The organism is Tumebacillus avium, assembly GCF_002162355.1.
Lineage (GTDB): Bacteria > Bacillota > Bacilli > Tumebacillales > Tumebacillaceae > Tumebacillus_A > Tumebacillus_A avium.
This window is the reverse complement of sequence record NZ_CP021434.1, coordinates 618,754-634,893: the sequence shown is the minus strand read 5'-3', so window position 1 is coordinate 634,893 and position 16,140 is coordinate 618,754. Positions and strand designations below refer to the sequence as shown.

Here is a 16,140-nt window from a genome sequence, read left to right as displayed (position 1 = left end):
TATTAGGGTAAATAAAACGTTACAGAGAGGAAATAAGGGATGAAAAACAACATTTTACGTTCACTCCTTGTGTTGCTGATTCTGTCTGCAGCTGTTTTCTTCGGCTTGAATCAGGTGTCCGCTCCGGACGTGCTGCCGGCCGATGGTCCGGCTGACCAGTTTTCGTCTGAGCGCGCTGTGAAGCATGTTGAGCAGATCGCCGCAGTTCCGCATCCGACCGGTTCGCCGGAAAACGCGAAAGTGCGCGACTATCTGCTCGACGAGCTGAAGGCGCTTGGCATCGAAGGCCAGGTGCAGGAAGCTGACTCGGCCCGCTATACGCACGGCAGCGTGTATTCGGGCCACATCCAAAACGTCATCGGCCGCCTCGAAGGCACCGCAGACGGCGGCAAGGCGGTCCTGATCGCCGCCCACTACGATTCGGTGGCGACCGCTCCGGGCGCAAGCGATGACGGCGCGGCCGTCGGCGCGATGCTGGAAACCTTGCGCGCGTTGAAAGAAGGCCCGCAGTTGAAACACGATGTGATCTTCCTCTTCACCGACGGGGAAGAAGCGGGGCTGCTCGGCGCCAACGCGTTTGTCAAAGAGCACCCGTGGGCGAAAGACGTCGGCCTCGTGCTGAACTTCGAAGCGCGCGGCTACAAAGGTCCGTCCTTCATGTTCGAAACGAGCGACGGCAACAGCTTTATTATGAACGAATTCACCAAAGCGGCGGAGCATCCGGTCGCCAACTCCATGCTTTATGATATGTACAAATTGCTTCCGAACGACACCGACTTGACCGTCTTCAAAGGGGCGGACATGAACGGCTTGAACTTCGCGTATGCGATCGGTCTGAACGCTTACCACAACCGCATCGACACCGTGGAGACGATGGACCCGGAGAGCTTGCAGCACCATGGTTCGTACATGCTCTCTCTGACCAAGCATTTCGGCATGCTCGACTCCCTGGACAACACGGGCACCGGGCAAAACCAAGTCTACTTTAATGTGTTCAAACACGTGCTGGTCGACTACTCGCAGACCTGGGTGATCCCGATTACCGCTGTGGTCTCCATCATGTTCCTCTTCGTATTGATCACCGGCCTGCGCAGCGGCGTGCTGCGTGCGGGCGGCCTGCTCAAAGGCTTCCTCGGCTTCCTGCTCGCCATCGCTGTCACCGGCGGTGTGGCGATGGGTGTGTGGATGCTGGTCAACGCCTTGCAGCCGGACATGACCTACAACCTGGTCAACGACCCGGATTTCTTCAACGTCTACTCCTGGGGCTTTGCTCTGCTTTCGATCGCAGTGTTCTCCGGCCTCTACATCTGGATTCGCCGCTGGTCGACCGCAGCCAACCTGATGGGCGGCTCGATCATCCTGTTCTGGCTCCTGACCTTGGCGGTGACGTTCCTGCTGCCGGGCGGTTCCTACCTGTTCGCCTGGCCGCTGTTCTTCTCGCTGATCGGCTGGTACCTCCTGATCAAGTCGCCGGACGGCGAGATCAAAACGCTGAAAGACGCGGTGATCCAAACACTGCTCGCCGTTCCGGCTGTGCTGTTGTTTGCGCCGATCGTCTACCTCGTGCTGGTGCTCGTCTCCCTGTCGCTCGCAGGCGTCGTCTTTGCGCTCCTCGCGATCATGATGGGTCTGCTGGTGCCGCACGTGCTGTCCTTGATGTCGGTTCGCACCTGGCGCTTCCCGACCGCGATGGTCGCGTCGGCCTTGGTGATCTTCCTGGTCTCCGGCTTTGCGCTGGATATCTCGGAGCAGAACCCGACGTACGCAAGCGTCATCTACGGCAAAAATGACGACAGCGGCAAAGCGGTATTTGCCACCGCGACCCCGCTTGACGATCCGTGGCTGGAGCAGTTCCTGACCACCGATCCCAAATCCGGCCCGCTGAGCGAAGTGCTGCATCCGCTGTTCCAGCGCAACTACATGTACGCAGATGCTCCGGAAGTGAAAGAAGCAGCGCCGAAGCTGGAAGTCCTGTCTGACAAGACGGACGGCGACGTGCGCACGCTGAGCCTCAAGATCACGTCCCAGCGCGGCGCTCGCGAGATCTCGGTCAGCGCCATGACGGGCAGCCCGATCATCGGCGGCAGCGTCTGGGGCAAAACGTTTGAAGCGGAAGGATTGCCGTTCATCCTGAACTACGACTCCGCTCCGGAAAGAGGTCTCGAATTGACCCTGCAGATCAAACCGGCAGGCAAAGTGACCCTCAACGTGGAAGACACCTCCTACGGGTTCCCGAACGTTGCCGGCAAATCGTACACCGACAGCCCGGACACGATCATGGCGATGAAACGCGTCCTGATCACCAAAAAGCACGACCTGTAAGCGATGAACCCCTCCATATGGAGGGGTTTTTCTATTTTGGAGGTGTGGGTTGTATGATCCAGGTAACGTTGGAGCAATTCATGGGTGGTTGGGGTCGGCCGTGCCGGTCGGGGTGTCGGCGTTTCTGTTTGTCAAAACGTATTTTTTCGGCTCGATGTTAGCCGCTTATCTCTATCTGGGCATTCAAGATTACCTGCGAGGCGGTCGAACCTGACCGCCTTTTTTCTATGCACATGCAATTTCTCCCCAAATGATGTACGATGAAGAGTAGGACATCGGATAAAGGAGGTGTCAAGGCCTCTGGAACTCGGGGAAGTGAAAGCAAAGGAATTCCGCGCCCTAGTGGCGAGATGGAAAGAAGAAGCGGGAACACCAGCCCCAGAAGTTGAGTTCTTTCACAATTGGCCCAAGCACGAGCACATGGACAAGGCGCAGCTGCGCTGGTTTTTGTACTGGCGCGGACTTTGGGAACACGGAGTTGTGAAGAAGACGAGCCTGTCCTATATGAATCTTCACATTTACGAACTGCTAAGTCTTGAATATATCAACGATCCGGCCCGGGCGGTGGAGCGCCTGACCAAATTTTACGCAGAGTTTCACAGCATCCAGCCCAAGCTGGACGTGACGCTGGTGCGTTGGATCGGCGACCTGTACCTGAAGCTTGGCGAGTTGGACAACGCGCTGTATTGGTACACCAAAGGCCCGCAAGGCGACCTGTATGAAAAACTGTCCTGGTACCGCTACGGCGGGATGGACATCCCGATGGCCATGTTGCTGAAAGTGGCGGGGATGACCAAGACCGGATTTTATCGGGAGCGGATGCCGGAGATCGAGTCGGAGATCGAAGGGATGATGCATGCGGCGTTCCGGGCGTTTATGCAGCGCGAAGGCATGCACCCTTTGGACAAGTTTGCGCGCTGGACGGATGAGCCGGTGATCTACCTGTTCTCGAACACGCCGATCCACGAGAAGTATTACATCGACGGGTTCCGCCGCTACGAGTATGCCGGCACGTTTGTGCATTGGGTGAAAAACGGGCTGCGCTGCGCCGAGAATCTCATCCGCCGCACCGCAGGCAAGCCCCTGCTCAAATACGACGACAGCGTCGCCGTCTATTTTGCCGAATTGGAGTCAGCCTATCCGCCCAAGCCGAAAGCAGTCCGCGACAAAGCGCCCGACATCCCGGCGCCCTTGATGGCGCACGACCTGCCCGAGCAGCCGATCGAGCTCGATTTTTCGCGGGTGAGAGCTCTTTCCGAAGAGACCGACTGGCTGGTGGACATGATGCAGGAAGAAGGGGCGAAAGAGGAGCTTTTGTTTGCCCCGCCTAAGGAAGAGAAACAGGAGAAAAAGGCGGATGGCGACTTGCTCACTTCGCTTTTCTCCGTCCCGGAAGCGGGCGAACTGGACGACTTGTTCGCGTCGCTCAACGCCGGCGAGCAGGACTTCCTCCGCCATCTGACCTGCAGCGGCGAAACGTCGCGGCGGAGCTTGTCCGACTGGCTGAAGAGCAGACGGATGTTCCTCGACGCTGCGGTGATGAGCATCAACGAGGCAGCGATCGACGCCGGGCTGGAACCGATCCTCTTCGATGACGGGGAGACGGTCGCGCTGGAGGCGGAGTATGAAGACGGCATGAGGAGGATTTGCAACCATGAGTGAAGCTCTTAACAACAAACTGACCCGGCGCCAGGCCAACGCCATCGTCCAATCGATGGGCGGCGGCGTCGTCCCGCAGGATGGCATTGAGCACGTCGTGGTCGGCCGCGTCAAAGAGATCCGGCAGCTGGTCGAAGATCTGCACGGCGCGGCGGACGGCCTCTCCGGCATGAAGTTTCTCATCGGCGACTACGGCACAGGCAAAAGCTTCATGGCCACCCTGACCCGCTTTATCGCCTACAAGGAAAACTTCGTGGTCGCCTACACCGACCTGACCGCCAACCGCCGCCTCTACGCCCACGACGGCAAAGGCGTCGCGACCTACTCCGACCTGATGCAGAACCTCTCCACCAAATCCAAGCCCAACGGCAACGCTCTGCGCTCCCTGATCGAGCGCTGGCTGTCCGATCTGCAGCAAAAGGTCGCCGTCGAGCATGACTTCGACGGCATTCCTGACGCTTCGGACACCCGTTTCACCCGGCTGGTCAGCCAGGAGGTGCAAGGTGTCGTCCGCGACGTGCAGGAGCTGTCCGGTGGATTTGATTTTGCCACCGTGCTGACGAAATACTACCAGGCCTACCTCAGCGGCGACGAAACGATTCAGGAGCACTGCATCAAGTGGCTGCGCGGCGAATACCGCACCAAGACGGAAGCGAAAAAGGACCTTGGCGTGCGCGATGTGATCAACGATGACAATTGGTTTGACTACCTGAAAGTCATGACCAAGTTCATCGCGTCGATCGGCTACGGCGGCCTGCTCGTCCTGTTCGACGAAGCGGTCAACCTGTACAAGATCGACCACGCCGGCGCGCGCTCCAAGAACTACGAGCGGATTCTGGAGTTCTACAACGAATGCACCCAAGGCCGCGCCGAACACCTGATGGTGCTGTTTATGGGCACGACCGATTTTCTGGAAGACGAGCGCCGCGGCCTCTTTTCCTACAAAGCGCTCAAGTCGCGCCTGTTGCCGAACCAATACGAGACGCACGAATACCGCGACCTGCGCCAGCCGGTGATCAAACTGGCGCCGTTGTCGGCCGAAGAGCTGTTTGTGCTCTTGCAGAAGATCCGCGATATCTACGCTGCCTTGTATCAGGTGGAGAACATCGCGGCGCTGGTCAGCGACAACAACATGTTGGAGATCGTGCAAAAAGCCCTCTCCCGCCCGGGCGGCGTCCAGTTTATCACGCCGCGCGAACTGATCCGCGAGTTTATCGGGATCTTGAACGTCTTGCATCAGAATCCGGAGATGAGCAAAAGCGACATTTTCATGGAACGCCTCGAACTGGCGGGCCAGGAATCGCGCCGCTTTGTGGGACGAACGCTGGACTAAGTGGAAGAAAAGGCAAGCATGCTGAATAAAATCAGTAGGTACGCGTTGCCATCCGTTTTCCAAACCGTGCAAATCCTGAGCGCTCTGGATATAATATTGCAGGAACTTGAAGGGGAGGGACAGCTTGGATGACAGAACCGAGATACAAACGAGTGCTGATTAAATTGAGCGGAGCTGCGGTGGCAGGCCAGGACGAATTTGGCTTCGACCCGGATTCGCTGGAGCATATTGCGCGCGAGGTGCTTTCCGTCATCGACCTCGGCGTCGAAGTGGCGATCGTCATCGGCGGCGGCAACATCTTCCGCGGCAACGTGGCGGAAACGTGGGGCATCGACCGGGCGGAGGCGGACAACATCGGCGTGCTGGGCACGGTGATCAACTCGCTGATGCTGCGCGGCGTGCTGAAGGCGCGCTCCGACCGCGAAGTGCGCGTCATGACGGCGCATCAGATGAACTTCATCGCGGAGCCGTTCATTCGCCTGCGCGCGACCCATCACTTGGACAAAGGCTACATCGTCATCCTCGCCGGCGGCACAGGCCAGCCGTACGTCACCACCGACTACCCGGCGGTGCAGCGTGCGCTGGAACTGCAGTGTGACGCGATCCTCGTCGCGAAAAACGGCGTCAACGGCATCTTCTCGGCCGATCCGAAAAAAGATCCCGAGGCGAAGCGCTACAACTCGATCTCCTATGATGATGTGGTGCGCGAGAACCTCAAGGTGATGGACCAGTCGGCGATGATCCTCGCCCGCGACTTCGGCATCCCGCTGCATATCTTCGACTTCGACCAGCGCGATTCGATGCGCAGCATCTGCCTGGGCGAAAACATCGGCACCTACCTCTCTCCCACGACCATAAGAAGTCTGGAGTAGTCCCTTTGCAAAAAGGGGCTTTTTTTTGTGCTTTACCTTGACGTAACGTTAACGTTTACAATAAAGGCAACGAAGTCAGGAGGTGGTACCGCTGAGACGTGTACAGATCAAAGAGATCGCCGACAAGCTGCAAGTGACGACCCGCACCATCCGCTGGTACGAGCAAAAGGGGCTGATCACGCCGGACAAAAACGAAGAGAACGGGTATCGCTCGTTTACGGAAAAAGAGGCGTGGCGCTTGCAGACGATCATCTCGCTGCGTGAAGTTGGCATGGGCATCCCGGAGATCAAACAGGTGCTCGACGAGTTGGACGCCGGAGATGAGCAGGACGTGCTGTATTACCTCGAACTGCAGCGCGCCGTGATGTTTTCGCAGTGGATTGAACTGAAAGGAATGATTGAGACGTTGGATCGGATGATTGGCAACGCCAAGGAAAAACAAGAGCTGGTCTGGGAGGACATCCACCAGCTCGTCGACAGCGCAAAAGGCTACCGCGACCTGCGCAAGACGTGGAATGACCGCTGGGGATTTGACCGCCAGGCGGCACAGTATGACGAAGCGGTGCTCCGCGAGCCGGAGTTCAACCCGCACCAGAACTACAACGAAGCGCTCGACCTGACCTGCCAGCTAGTTAATCCCCGCGTCGGCGAACGAGGCTTGGAGATCGGCATCGGGACAGGCAATTTGGCCGGGCGCTTTTTGGCGAAGGGCATTGAGATCGCCGGGACCGACCAGTCGCGGGAAATGCTTCGCCAGTGCCACGCGAAATACCCGCAGATTGAGACGAAGTTGGGGAATTTCCTCGCCGTGCCGTATCTGGATGACCAGTTTGATTTTGTCGTCACATCGTATGCGCTGCATCATTTGACCGACGAGCAGAAGCTGCTCGCCTTGGAAGAGATGCGCCGCGTTCTCAAGCCGCACGGGCGAATCTGCATCACCGACCTGATGTTTGAAAATGAAGAGAAGCGCACGGCGGTGCAGGGCGAGTTCCTGGCAGCAGGCAAAGCTGACCTTTGGGAGCAGATCGCAGACGAGTATTACGCCGACCGCTCGCTTTTGCTGAAATGGTTCGCAGACAAAGGTTACGTGGCTCAGGCCAAGCAGGTCAACGACTTCCTGCATATCTTGTTCGCTGTGCCGATTCGCTAAAGAAAAGATGAACTGCGCAGTTTCTGAGCTTGCCGGAATCGGTCACGGTTACCGGAAATTCCTTCGCGGTGCATTTGCAAAAAGGGCTTGCGCTTGACGCAGCGTCAGCCTTTACGATGGGCTCATCACCAAATTTCCGAAAGGGGTTTTTGAAGATGAGCCTTTTGATTACCAACGCGATGATTTTGACGATGACAGGGGAGACGGTGACGCCGATCCATGGGGATCTGCTGATCGAAGGGGATCTGATCACAGCGGTCGGCGAGGTGCCTGCGGAGAAAAAAGCGCAGGCGGATGAAGTGATCGACGCGCAGGGGATGGCTGCACTGCCCGGTCTGGTCAACTGCCACAACCACGCGGCGATGAGCATCCTGCGCGGCTTCTCGGAAGACTTGCGCCTGATGGAGTGGCTGTCACAGAAAATGTGGCCGGCCGAAGCGCGGATGACGCAAGAGGACGTCTACCTCGGGACGCTGCTGGCGGCGGCCGAGATGATCAAGTCGGGCACGACGACGTTCGCCGATATGTATGTGTTCACCGACAGCGTGGCGCAGGCGGTGATCGATTCCGGCATGCGCGCATCGCTGACCCGGGGGATGATCGACGCGCCGGACGGACAGGAGATGCGGTTCGCCGAGGCCCGGGCGCTTTTTGAAAAATGGAACGGGGCAGGAGACGGGCGCATCTCCGTCATGGCCGGCCCGCATGGTCCGCATACCTGCCCGCCCGCTTTTTTGCAAGAGATCTTCAAGCTGGCAGAAGAGTTCAACGCACCGCTGCATATCCATTTGGCGGAGACGACCGAAGAAGTGGAGATCATCCGCCGGGAGTACGGCCTGACGCCGACTGAGTATTTAAAAGAGGTCGGGCTGTTCGACCACCACGTCGTGTTGGCGCACAGCGTGCATCTGACGGCAGGGGACATTGAGATCCTGCGCAGCGCCAACCTCCGAGGCGGCATCGCGCACAACCCGGTCTCCAACCTCAAGCTCGGCTGCGGCATCGCGCCGGTCACCTCGTACCTGCAAGCCGGCCTCACGGTTGGCATTGGCACCGACGGCCCCGGTTCAGCGACGACGCTCGACCTGTTCGAAGAGATCAAAGCGGCGGCGTGGCTGCAAAAAGTGCAGACGTTCGACCCGACCGCCCTGAACGCGTCGCAAGTCCTGCACATGGCGACCCGCGAAGGCGCGAAAGTCCTCGCCCTCGACAGCCAGATCGGCACCCTCGAAGCGGGCAAGAAGGCGGACGTGATCCTCGTCGACACCCATGCCGCCCATCTCCGCCCGCACCATGACCTGACCGCTCTGCTCGCTTACAGCGCAAACGGCGCAGACGTCCACACCACCATCGTCAACGGCGAAGTGCTGATGAAAGGCCGCAAGTTGACCAAACTGGACGAGCAAGCGCTGATCGCCGAAATCGAAGAACGCGCAAAGCAGATCACAGCAGGGATTTAAGAGCGTGAGCAGAAGGATAGAATGAGAAGATACACAAGAACGTGACACGAACAGCTTGCTAGTGAAGACGGCCGTCTTGCCATGGGGGAGGAACCTCGATGACCTTTGAGCTTTTAAGTCCGACCATCCAAAAGAAAATCTGGGACATGGAGTGGCGGCAATTCACGCCGATCCAGGAAGCGGCTGTGCCGGTGCTTTTGCAAAAGCGCCACTGCCTGCTGATGGCAGGAACCGCCTCGGGGAAGACCGAGGCGGCTTTTTTGCCGATCTTGAGCGCACTGGAAAAGGCCGGCCAGACCGGACGGGGGCTGCAGGGCCTGAAAGTCCTCTACCTCTCGCCCTTGCGCGCCTTGATCAACGACCAGTTTGAACGGATCGAACGCCTGACCGACACGCTCGACATCCCGCTGTTGAAATGGCACAGTGACGTCTCGCGCAGCAAAAAGATGACCTGGCTCGACAATCCGAGCGGCATCTTGCAGATCACCCCGGAGTCGCTCGAATCCTTGCTCGTCAACCACACGGAAAAAGTGCCCCGACTGCTCCAAGACGTGGAGTTTATCATCCTCGACGAACTGCACGCCTTCCTCGAAAGCGACCGCGGCCTGCATGTCCAGTCGCTCCTGCACCGCATGCGCCGCTATATAAAGCAGACCCCGGTCATGGTTGGCCTCTCCGCCACAATCGGCTCGCCGGAGATCGCCCAGCACTACCTGCACGCCGATGCACCGGACGAGGTCGAAGTGCTTAATCCCGGCGACGGCAAGCGCCAGATCTTCCTCCAAGCCGATTACTTCGGCAAAGAAAACGCTACGCTCCCGCAAACTTTGGTGCGCGACATCTACGACCTGACCAAAGACAAAAAAACGATCCTCTTCTGCAACTCGCGCGGTCAGGTCGAAGAATTGACCCACAAGCTGAATGAAACGGGCAGCAAGCTCGGCGGTCCCCTGTACACCAAGCGCTACTACCCGCACCACTCCTCGATCGACAAAGGGGAGCGCGAGTGGATCGAAGGGCAGATGCGCTCGACCCATCTGCCGCTCACCGTGGTCAGCACCAACACGTTGGAGCTCGGCATCGACATCGGTTCGCTCGACCTTGTCGTGCAGCTCGACGCCACCTATTCGGTCTCATCGCTGAAGCAGCGTCTCGGCCGTTCAGGACGCCGCGAAGGGGCCGACTCCTACCTGATGATGTATGCGACCGAAGAGGAGGACTTGGTGCAGGCGGTGGCGGTGACGGAGCTCTTGTTCGACAAATGGATCGAGCCGCCCGAGCCGCGCCGCGATGTGTACGACCTGCTGTTCCATCAGATCCTCGCCCTTTGCACGGAACGCCAAGGCGTTTTCCGCGATGAACTGCTCGACGAAATCGCCGCCAACCCGACGTTTGCGGGTTTGTCTTCGCCGCGCGTTCGTGAGTTGTTGGAGTGGATGTTCAGCGAGGACTGGCTGGAAGTGGTCGAAGGCAAATGCATCCCCGGCATTCAAGGGGAGCGTCTGGTGCGCTCGCGGGATTTTTACTCCGTCTTCAAGTCGCCCGCTCTGTACAAAGTCATGCACGGCACCCGTCTGGTCGGCACGATCGAAGCGTCGCCGCTGGTCATGCCGGGTGAAACGGTGCTGCTCAGCGGGGCAACGTGGGAGATCACCGAGATCGATGACAAGCGCGCCACCGTCTATGTCACACCGGCTTTTGACGGCAAGCGTCCGATCTGGCTCTCCGGCGGGCGTCAGGTGCACCCGCAGATCGCCGAGAAGATTTACGCGATCTATACCGGAACGGAAGACTTCGACTACCTGCACCCCCGCGCCTGGCACCGCCTGCAGGAAGCCCGGATGGGGGCGAAACAGCAAGGGTTCGAACCGGGCGTGCGCGTGTTGCGTGAAGGGGCGAGGAGTTTGACCTTGCACGATTTTGCCGGAACACGGAGGCAAAATGCTTTGGCGACGATTTTGCGCGGTTGGCTGCGCGAGTTGGAGCTGGGACTGACCGTCAAGCAGTCCGCCTTTTCGATCACGTTGGAGGGCGGGGAGATCCCGGACGGATTTGCCAAAAAGCTGGTCACCTTCCTCGTCGAAGTCCTGACCCGCAAAGCGGAACTCAAATACCTGATGATGGGCCGCAGCGCCGAAGCGGAAGGCGGGCCGCCCACCAAGTTTGCGGAATACCTGCCCCTGAACATCCAGCGCTGGATCGAAGACGAGATCGAGCGCGACGTCGAAGGGCTGCGCTTCTGGGTGCAGGAGCAGAAATGGAAATCAATTCGAGGCAGCAGTTCATGACCCAGACCCTGTTGCCAATCGCGCTCGTGCTGCTCTCCGGCATGTTCCATTCGGTCTGGAACCTGTTTACGAAACTAAGCCTGAACAAATCGGTCTTCCTCTGGTGGACCCAGTGGGTGGCGATCCTCGTCTATCTGCCTACCGTGATCTACGAACTGCAAAGCCACAGCATTGAGCCGACCGGCTATCTCCTGCTCCTCGGCACGATGGCCCTGCACGGCCTGTACGTGATCCTGCTCGCCAAAACCTACACCATTGGCGACATGTCCCAAGTCTATCCCATCATGCGTGGAACGAGCCCGTTGCTCGTTCCGTTGTTGGGCGTGCTGCTGCTAGGCGAATCGCTTACTTTTTACGGCTGGCTCGGTGTCGCTCTCATCGTTGCAGGCGTGCTATCCCTCGGTGGATGGCGTATTCAGGCGGCTTCGAAGAAGCCAGTTTATTACGCTCTCGCCGTCGGCATCATCATCACATCCTACACCGTGTACGACAAAATCACGCTTGCCTACGTCCCGCCGCTTACCCTCAACGAAGCGACCAACGTAGGCAACCTGATCGCCCTTTCCTACATCGCCTTACGCTCCGGAATGATCAAACAGGAATGGCAGGCAAACTGGAAAACCATCCTGCTCGGCGGGGTGCTCGCCCCTGGCGCTTACATCCTGTTTTTGTTCGCGCTCTGGATGGCGCCCGTCTCGCAACTGGCCCCGATGCGGGAGATCGGCACCGTGTTTGGCACGTTTCTGGCCATCTTCCTGCTGCGGGAAGAACAGGGGCCCAAGCGCATCGCCGCCTCCATTTTGATCACGGCGGGAGTGATTTTGCTTGGAATTTGGGGATAACCTTGCATCGTGGCCGTTTATAGTCAATAATGAGTAAGAACAAGTCCATGCTGCACTTGCAGGAATACATAATTATACTGTCGAATACGTTAGCGTCACAGGACTAAAGCGTCACTGCTGTACCGCCTGTGCGCCGCAAATATTTGGGGGTTTTGGAGGGGATAGCCTTGCAACTGGATAAACTCCGTGACAGAACGGTCGATCAGCTCTTCGAAGCGATCCTCCAACTGCGCACGCTCGAAGAAGCATACAAGTTTTTTGATGATTTATGCACAGTTAACGAAGTGCAATCACTGGCCCAGCGTCTCGAAGTGGCCCGCATGCTGCGCAAAGGTCAAACGTACAACCAGATCGAAGCGGAGACCGGCGCGAGTACCGCGACCATTTCCCGCGTCAAACGCTGCCTCAACTACGGCACCGACGGCTACAAGGTTGCGCTCGATCGCTTAGAAGAGAAATAGCGCACAGAAACCCTTGCTTCTCCAGCGGCAGGGGTTTTGTTATGACAACGGAGAGGAGGCCTATGTCTTGACGACTGCCCACACCTCACCACCTTGGCGCCACTGGCGGCACGTCGTCAAACTCGACCCGGCCCGCCAGATCACCGACGAGGTGGTGCAAGCGATCGCCGCATCCGGCACCGACGCCGTCTTCCTCGGCGGCACGCAAGACATCACCTACGAAAACACCAACACCCTGCTCGGCCGCCTGCGCCGCCATGCGCCGCAACTTCCGCTCTGGCAGGAGGTCTCCGCAAGCGACGCCGTCGTCGACGGAGTGGACGGCTACTGCATCCCGATCGTGCTCAACACCACCGACCCGCACTGGCTGATCGGCGCACACGCCCAAGCGATCGAAAAATTCGGCCCGTGGATCGACTGGAGCAAAGTGCTGGTCGAAGGCTACCTCGTCCTCAACCCGGACGCCGCCGTCGCCCAACTGACCGGAGCGAACACCGCGCTCACTCCACAGGCCGCCGCCTCGTACGCCGCCGCTGCCGAGGCGCTTTTTTCCATGCCTGTGCTCTACGTCGAATACAGCGGCACGTTTGGCGATCCGGCCCTGCTCGCCGAAGTCGCCCGCACCGCCCGCCGCGCTCATATCTTTTATGGCGGCGGCATCGACTCCTACGAAAAAGCAGCGACGATGGCGCAGCACGCCGATACGTTGATCATCGGCAACGCCCTCTACACCGCCAACTGGCAGCAGGTGCTCCATGATACCATCCGCGCTGTGAAATAAAAAAACCACCGATCCAAGATCGGTGGTTTTTACGGTTGGTCGGAATGCAGGGATTCGAACCCTGGACCTCTCGCTCCCAAGGCGAGCGCGCTACCAAGCTGCGCTACATTCCGATATGAAGTTGCCAAAGCTGAAAAGCTGAAGAAAATAAAAATGGTCGGAATGCAGGGATTCGAACCCTGGACCTCACGCTCCCGAAGCGTGCGCGCTACCAAGCTGCGCTACATTCCGATCCTACAAAAAGAAGATCAAAGATGGTCGGAATGCAGGGATTCGAACCCTGGACCTCACGCTCCCGAAGCGTGCGCGCTACCAAGCTGCGCTACATTCCGACATATTAAATTCATGTCGTTGTTGAGGAGTTGTTCACCCGTCAACGAGATATAGAATAACATAGGGTGATTCGAAGAGTCAATGGTTTTTTTCAAAAAAAGATTGTCAAACAAAAATCCCCTCCGGAGAGGGGATCACAGGCTAATTCGAGAAGATGTTGAAGACGTCTTTAAACGTGACGACCACCATCAGCGTGAGCAGGAACAGAATGCCGATAAAGTTGATGCTCGCTTCCCGTTCCAAGGAGATCCGTTTGCCGCGACGCACCCATTCGACGAGCAGGAACACCAGTCGTCCGCCGTCGAGCGCCGGGAACGGCAAGATGTTCAGCACAGCCAGGTTGACCGACAGCAAGGCCACGATGTACATGTAATGCGGCACACCGTTGTCGGACGCTTGTCCGGTGATGCGAATGATCTCTACCGGGCCGCCGATCTCTTTGAACGAGACCGCGCCGGTCACCAATTGCTTAAATCCGTCGAACGTCATCGCGGTGAGCTGGCCGGTGCTCTTCAGCGCCTGCGCGGTGTTCTCACCAAAACCGCCCGCTTTGACGAAGCTTGTCTGCTGCTGCAGGGCAATGCCGATCATCGGACGGCCTTCTGCCGCGTTCATCTGCGGGGTGACGGTCAGATCGACGCGCTTGCCGTCGCGCAGAACGCCGATGTCGAGCGGCGTGCCGGAGTGGCTCTGCACCGCTTCATTAAATTCGAGCGGAGTCGTCATTTCCTTGCCTTCGACCCATTTGATCTGGTCGCCGGACAGGAACCCTGCCGCTGCGCCCGGCTTGTCAGCTTGAACTTCGCCGACGAACAAGTTCGCCGTCGGAGCGCCGTACATATTAAACAGCAAGGCCAAGATCACGAACGCGCCGACGATGTTCATGATCACCCCTGCGACGATGACGAGAATTCGCGCGCCAACAGGACGATTGTTAAAATTATCAGGTGCGGCTGCCGCTTCCGGGTTGTCCTCTCCATACATCTTCACGTACCCGCCCAGCGGAATCCAGTTCAACCGATACAAGACACCGTTGCGCTGGTGCTTGATGATCGAAGGGCCAAAACCGACGGCAAATTCATCAACGCGGACGCCGGTGGCACGCGCAGCCCAGAAATGCCCAAGTTCGTGGATGAAGATCAGGAACCCAAGTGCGAGTAGGGCCATTACGATGTTCATTTCGAGTCATCACTCCCATTCATTTCACTCTCTAATATGCAGGCAGTAGCATCCGAACATACTTATGAGCCGGATAGACCGAATATTCATCAATTATAACATATATTAGGAAACACTAGAACAGCGCATGCTAAAAGCAATGTGATGTAAGGAGGGAGCGTTCCCAATGTCTGTCCTCACGGTGCTGGTCGGCATCCCCGCCAGCGGCAAAACGACGGTCGCGCGCGAACTGACCGCGGCGAACCAAGGCGTCTGGATTCACGCCGACGATGTGAAAAAAGAGCTGTTCGGCGAGCAGACGATCACCCAAGACATCAACGACGCGGTGTTGGCAGCCGTCAAAGACCGCCTGACCCAGGCGATGGAAGCGGGCCGAAGGATCGTGCTCGACGCCAAACACCGCGTTCCGAAATACAGAAGACCTTACCTTGAACTGGCGCGCAAGCACGGCTATACGACCGAGGCGATTTTTCTCAACGTTCCGCTCGAAGATGCGGTCGCGATGAACGAGAAGCGCCGGGCAGAAGGCGAACCGTCCGTTTCCGAGTCGCAGATCCGCCGCTATGAACGGCTGTTGCAGATTCCGACCTACGCGGAAGAGTTTGACCGCATCGAGGTCCGCACCACCGAAAAAGTGAATGGGGAAGCGGCCGATTTTTTCCACGAGCAGGAAGCGCGGTTCATCAAGCATCCTGTGAAAGTGGTGCGTGAACTGGAAGCGGACGGACGTTTAGAAAAATGGCTTCCCGAGCTGTTCCGCGCTATCCCGCTCGACCAGCACAACCCGCACCACCATTTCACCGTCTTTGAACACATCATCAAAGCCACCGAAGTGGTCGCCGGCACGTCGCTGCACATGGTCTGGACCCTGCTCCTCCACGACATCGGCAAAGCATACCCCGGCATCAAGCAGTTCACCGGCGTCGTCAAAACACCGTACAGCCGCTTCAAAACGAAAGACCGCGTGGAGATCGAAAACGGGGCGGACATCCGCGACGGGCGCGACTCGGGCGAATTTTACGTCGTGCAGGGGGAGAAGATCCCCAAAGAGCACATCCAGACCAACTTGAACGGTCACTTTTACGACCATGAGAACCTCGGGGCACAGTTGTCGTACCGCATTTTGACGCGCTTTGGCTACGATCACGATTTTGCGCTGCATGTCGCGACGCTGATCCAGTTCCACATGCTGATGCCGCGCGGGATTGAAGAGGCCTCGCTCTCCGAGATCCGCAAATTCTATGACAAAACCGGTTCGTACGCCGCCGAGCTGATGATGGTGCGGCTGGCCGACACGCGGGGCAAATAATCTTGAAAATGATGACGCAGCTCATAGACTTTTTCCGCTGCGTCTGTTTTTATTGTCTTGAGATGTCTTTTAGACGGTAAGAATAGATATGAGAACTTATGTTTGCTATAATTAGCTTCAATATGAATTGAGTACTAGACATGAGGTG

Annotated in this window: 12 protein-coding genes and 3 tRNA genes; 11 read left to right on the top strand and 4 right to left on the bottom strand. The window is 58.0% G+C overall.

Going from position 1 to position 16,140, the window contains the following annotated elements; all coding sequences use genetic code 11:
• The first annotated feature begins 39 nt into the window (after nt 1-39).
• From CBW65_RS03220 to CBW65_RS03175, 10 genes are all read left to right on the top strand, one after another.
• The gene (locus tag CBW65_RS03220; RefSeq protein ID WP_087455564.1) at nt 40-2,322 is read left to right on the top strand and encodes a M20/M25/M40 family metallo-hydrolase; all 2,283 of its coding nucleotides are present in this window, start codon (nt 40-42) and stop codon (nt 2,320-2,322) included.
• 288 nt (nt 2,323-2,610) lie between these two features.
• Nucleotides 2,611-3,984 carry a TerB N-terminal domain-containing protein gene (locus CBW65_RS03215; protein ID WP_087455563.1) on the top strand — a complete coding sequence of 458 codons (1,374 nt, stop codon included), beginning with the start codon at nt 2,611-2,613 and terminating at the stop codon, nt 3,982-3,984.
• Nucleotides 3,977-5,314, top strand: a complete 1,338-nt coding sequence (locus CBW65_RS03210; protein ID WP_087455562.1) for an ATP-binding protein — start codon at nt 3,977-3,979, stop codon at nt 5,312-5,314. The genes CBW65_RS03215 and CBW65_RS03210 overlap by 8 nt, the downstream gene beginning before the upstream one ends.
• 128 nt (nt 5,315-5,442) lie before the next feature.
• A complete protein-coding gene (gene pyrH, locus CBW65_RS03205) occupies nt 5,443-6,186 on the top strand; it encodes a UMP kinase (RefSeq protein ID WP_087455561.1) in 744 nt (247 codons plus the stop codon).
• 82 nt (nt 6,187-6,268) lie between these two features.
• A complete protein-coding gene (locus CBW65_RS03200) occupies nt 6,269-7,339 on the top strand; it encodes a methyltransferase domain-containing protein (protein ID WP_332457832.1) in 1,071 nt (356 codons plus the stop codon).
• Nucleotides 7,340-7,494: 155 nt separating this feature from the next.
• Nucleotides 7,495-8,799, top strand: coding sequence for an amidohydrolase (locus tag CBW65_RS03195; RefSeq protein WP_087455560.1), 1,305 nt, complete (start codon nt 7,495-7,497; stop codon nt 8,797-8,799).
• Nucleotides 8,800-8,897: 98 nt separating this feature from the next.
• Nucleotides 8,898-11,087, top strand: coding sequence for a DEAD/DEAH box helicase (locus tag CBW65_RS03190; protein ID WP_087455559.1), 2,190 nt, complete (start codon nt 8,898-8,900; stop codon nt 11,085-11,087).
• Nucleotides 11,057-11,929, top strand: coding sequence for a DMT family transporter (locus CBW65_RS03185; RefSeq protein ID WP_087455558.1), 873 nt, complete (start codon nt 11,057-11,059; stop codon nt 11,927-11,929). The genes CBW65_RS03190 and CBW65_RS03185 overlap by 31 nt, the downstream gene beginning before the upstream one ends.
• Nucleotides 11,930-12,096: 167 nt before the next feature.
• Nucleotides 12,097-12,390, top strand: a complete 294-nt coding sequence (locus CBW65_RS03180; protein ID WP_087455557.1) for a YerC/YecD family TrpR-related protein — start codon at nt 12,097-12,099, stop codon at nt 12,388-12,390.
• Nucleotides 12,391-12,457: 67 nt separating this feature from the next.
• The gene (locus CBW65_RS03175; RefSeq protein WP_087455556.1) at nt 12,458-13,171 is read left to right on the top strand and encodes a geranylgeranylglyceryl/heptaprenylglyceryl phosphate synthase; all 714 of its coding nucleotides are present in this window, start codon (nt 12,458-12,460) and stop codon (nt 13,169-13,171) included.
• A 36-nt stretch (nt 13,172-13,207) separates the two neighbouring features.
• Here CBW65_RS03175 and CBW65_RS03170 read toward each other — a convergent pair.
• From CBW65_RS03170 to rseP, 4 genes are all read right to left on the bottom strand, one after another.
• Nucleotides 13,208-13,284, bottom strand: a tRNA-Pro gene (locus tag CBW65_RS03170).
• Between the two features lie 41 nt (nt 13,285-13,325).
• Nucleotides 13,326-13,402, bottom strand: a tRNA-Pro gene (locus tag CBW65_RS03165).
• Between the two features lie 24 nt (nt 13,403-13,426).
• A tRNA-Pro gene (locus CBW65_RS03160) sits at nt 13,427-13,503 on the bottom strand.
• A gap of 142 nt (nt 13,504-13,645) precedes the next feature.
• Nucleotides 13,646-14,683 carry an RIP metalloprotease RseP gene (gene rseP, locus CBW65_RS03155; protein ID WP_087455555.1) on the bottom strand — a complete coding sequence of 346 codons (1,038 nt, stop codon included), beginning with the start codon at nt 14,681-14,683 and terminating at the stop codon, nt 13,646-13,648.
• Nucleotides 14,684-14,849: 166 nt separating this feature from the next.
• Between rseP and CBW65_RS03150 the strand changes: the two genes are divergently transcribed.
• A complete protein-coding gene (locus CBW65_RS03150; RefSeq protein ID WP_087455554.1) occupies nt 14,850-15,992 on the top strand; it encodes an ATP-binding protein in 1,143 nt (380 codons plus the stop codon).
• Nucleotides 15,993-16,140 lie beyond the last annotated feature (148 nt).

Coding starts and splice junctions, on each gene's coding strand:
- CBW65_RS03195 (WP_087455560.1), top strand. CDS start 7,495: ATGAGCCTTTTGATTACCAACGCGATGATTTTGACGATGACAGGGGAG.
- CBW65_RS03210 (WP_087455562.1), top strand. CDS start 3,977: ATGAGTGAAGCTCTTAACAACAAACTGACCCGGCGCCAGGCCAACGCC.
- rseP (WP_087455555.1), bottom strand. CDS start 14,683: ATGAACATCGTAATGGCCCTACTCGCACTTGGGTTCCTGATCTTCATC.
- CBW65_RS03190 (WP_087455559.1), top strand. CDS start 8,898: ATGACCTTTGAGCTTTTAAGTCCGACCATCCAAAAGAAAATCTGGGAC.
- CBW65_RS03185 (WP_087455558.1), top strand. CDS start 11,057: ATGGAAATCAATTCGAGGCAGCAGTTCATGACCCAGACCCTGTTGCCA.
- CBW65_RS03150 (WP_087455554.1), top strand. CDS start 14,850: ATGTCTGTCCTCACGGTGCTGGTCGGCATCCCCGCCAGCGGCAAAACG.
- pyrH (WP_087455561.1), top strand. CDS start 5,443: ATGACAGAACCGAGATACAAACGAGTGCTGATTAAATTGAGCGGAGCT.
- CBW65_RS03220 (WP_087455564.1), top strand. CDS start 40: ATGAAAAACAACATTTTACGTTCACTCCTTGTGTTGCTGATTCTGTCT.